Raw genomic sequence first — 2583 nt, forward strand, 5'->3', positions numbered from 1 at the left:
CTTATCAACTGTCATTACCATTTGTATTTTATACATAACTTCTCTTCCAAATTACAGCTAAAAATTCTTCCACCCGCAAATGTATAATTTTTCATACGTATATTTTAGTAAGTTTTAGTTTAGTGTTTTAAGCCAAGCTTTTGTTTCTTTTAACCTATAAGAATTTCCATTCATATTAATAACAAAAGATTTATAAGTCAACCTATCGGTTAACGCAGCTGTCATTACAGGGTCTCCTAAAATTTCATTCCATCTATCAAAAGCGAGATTAGTAGTTAGTATCGTAGATTTGGACCCAGTTCTAATGGATATGTTAGTAAACAATAGCTCCGCCCCCTCTTTATCAGAAGAAATGTATCCAAATTCATCAAGTATGACCAAATCATATTTAGCTAATTTGTTTTGAAAACCCCGTAGGGATTTGGAAGATTTTAATTCCTTTAATTGTGTAATAAAAAGTGGTACAGTTGCAAATAATACTTTATATTCTTCTAAACAAGCTTTTATTCCAAGGGCAATTGCTATATGCGTTTTACCAGTACCAGGATTGCCAGCTAAAATTACATTTTGGCCTTCTTCAATAAACTTTAAGCTACTTAGATGCTTAAGTTTATTTTGAGCATCTTGTGGTAGAGAATCTATCTCCAAGTCTTCAAAGTATTTTTTATAAGGAAATGCAGCTGTTTTTATTCTGCTTTGTATTAAATTATAGTTTCTAATATCATGCTCCTTTTGGAGTAATCTACAAAGAAATTCTTCATAGCTTAAGTTATTATTTTGAGCATCATCAATAGTTTCTTCAAGAGCTGATTTCATTACATTTAATTTTAATTCTGAAGCATAATTTTTAGCTTGTGTTAAATATGAGTCTAATACCATGTTTTCACATCCTTAATCATTTAATAAATCATTAAATTGATTCATCATGTTTACTGAATTAGTTGTAATTTCATCTTTATAATCAGCTAGATAAACTAACTTGCTGTCATCATTTCTACAACATACAAATTCTATCTTGTCTACACTTATATTGGATGGACAAGTTTCTTTCAAATAACTTATTGCCTTATCCACAGATGAAAGACCATACTTACCAACACAATTTAGCAAAAGTATAAATTCTTTTTCTTTTCCACTAAAGTAGTGCTTGTAGATATCTTTAAGAACATCATCCATTTGAGTAAATGCAGTACTGTTTATAAGTGCCTTCGGCTTTCTAAATAATGTATAGGTATAGTGAGATATATCTATTTTCCACTTGTTAAAACCAACAATTTTATCATGCTCTGCTACTTTTTCTATATCATCAAAAACTAATATCTTATTAGTATAGACTTTACATCGCAATAGTCTATCGACATAGGTATCAGGTACTGAATATTGTGATGACTCAACCATAATTGTTGAATACTTACTTACTCGTACTTGTACGGTTGTAGATGTTTCATACAATGGCATATTAGGTAAAAGATTAATTTGTTCTTCTTCTAGTAACTCATAAGCTGTTTTATCTTTTCCAAAAGGGCACTTAGAATTAATTTCTTTTAGAATATCAATTAAGTGATTATTAGCGTCAGCTAGCGATGAAAAGTTTACCTTCTGAAAGGCTTTCCTTCTTATGATTTCAACACTTCTTTCCACATGACCTTTTTCATTGCCACTATATGCATTACAAAATCTATAATTAAATTTATAATATAGCGACAGTTTTAATAATGCTTCTGTTGGTTCTTTATCCGATCTACCAATAAATTTTTTAACTGCAACTCGTGTATTATCATATACAACCGTTCTAAATGCTCCCTTTATTTCATCAAAGAAATGAGCGTGAGCCTCTAAAAAGCATGCTGTATTTTGTCTTGGGAATAATCTAGCCCATCTGAAGTTAGAATAAGCACTTGTAAATACAGCTAATTGATACTCTCTTAAGACGTTATCCTCTGTGTATAATTTAACTGTTCCAAAATCAAATTCAACTACATCTCCAGGTATATATTCTTGGCGTATGTATGCTTCCTTCCTTTTCTTTTCAAGTTTATTTACAGAATTTACGATAGATGAATAGCTAACATTAAAGCCATCTTTGTTAAGAGATTCATACATATCAATTTTCTTCATCTGTTGTTTAGAGAATCCTGTTAATCTTTTGGTTTCATTCTCTTTCAAGAAAGTTTTAAGCTTATCTAACACCTCATCGGTAATTGCTGTTTTAGTTCTTTCAGAAGACTTATATTTAGGCGCTTTTGTAATATCTTCAATCAAGTCTACTTTATCTACACCAGTCAATGAGTAGCCTAATTGTTGGGCTTTATTTTCATACTCGCGTACATATTTTCTAATGGTATCTCTGGCTATGCCAGTCTTACGATATATCTCCCTCTGTGACAAATTTTCCTTTAAATAACTTATTATAATTTCTTGTTTATCATTCAATGTAATCACCTTCACACAACCTCTTATATCCATATTATCAACAAATAGTATGTGTATAATCAGTTTGTAAAATACTAGGTGGAAGAAGTTTTAATTATTTATTGGTATAGTATTAGTCTGTGCTAAACACCATTAAGTTGTGATGCACTT

Annotated in this window: 2 protein-coding genes; both read right to left on the reverse strand. The window is 30.3% G+C overall.

The genetic code is table 11. The annotated features are described in order from the left end of the window. Nucleotides 1-114: 114 nt before the first annotated feature. On the reverse strand, nucleotides 115-879 hold the full coding sequence (istB, locus tag B2694_RS17130) for an IS21-like element helper ATPase IstB (protein ID WP_346886782.1): 765 nt from the start codon (nucleotides 877-879) through the stop codon (nucleotides 115-117). A gap of 12 nt (nucleotides 880-891) precedes the next feature. After that, entirely contained in the window at nucleotides 892-2442 is a 1551-nt protein-coding gene (gene istA / locus B2694_RS17135; RefSeq protein WP_346886783.1) for an IS21 family transposase, read from the reverse strand. Between the last annotated feature and the right edge of the window lie 141 nt (nucleotides 2443-2583).

Source organism: Clostridium sp. UBA4395 (assembly GCF_002390995.1).
Classification (GTDB): Bacteria; Bacillota; Clostridia; order Clostridiales; family Clostridiaceae; genus Clostridium_J; species Clostridium_J sulfidigenes.

Excerpts from the sequence above, each read along its gene's own strand:
- istB (WP_346886782.1), bottom strand. The coding sequence starts at position 879 with ATGGTATTAGACTCATATTTAACACAAGCTAAAAATTATGCTTCAGAA.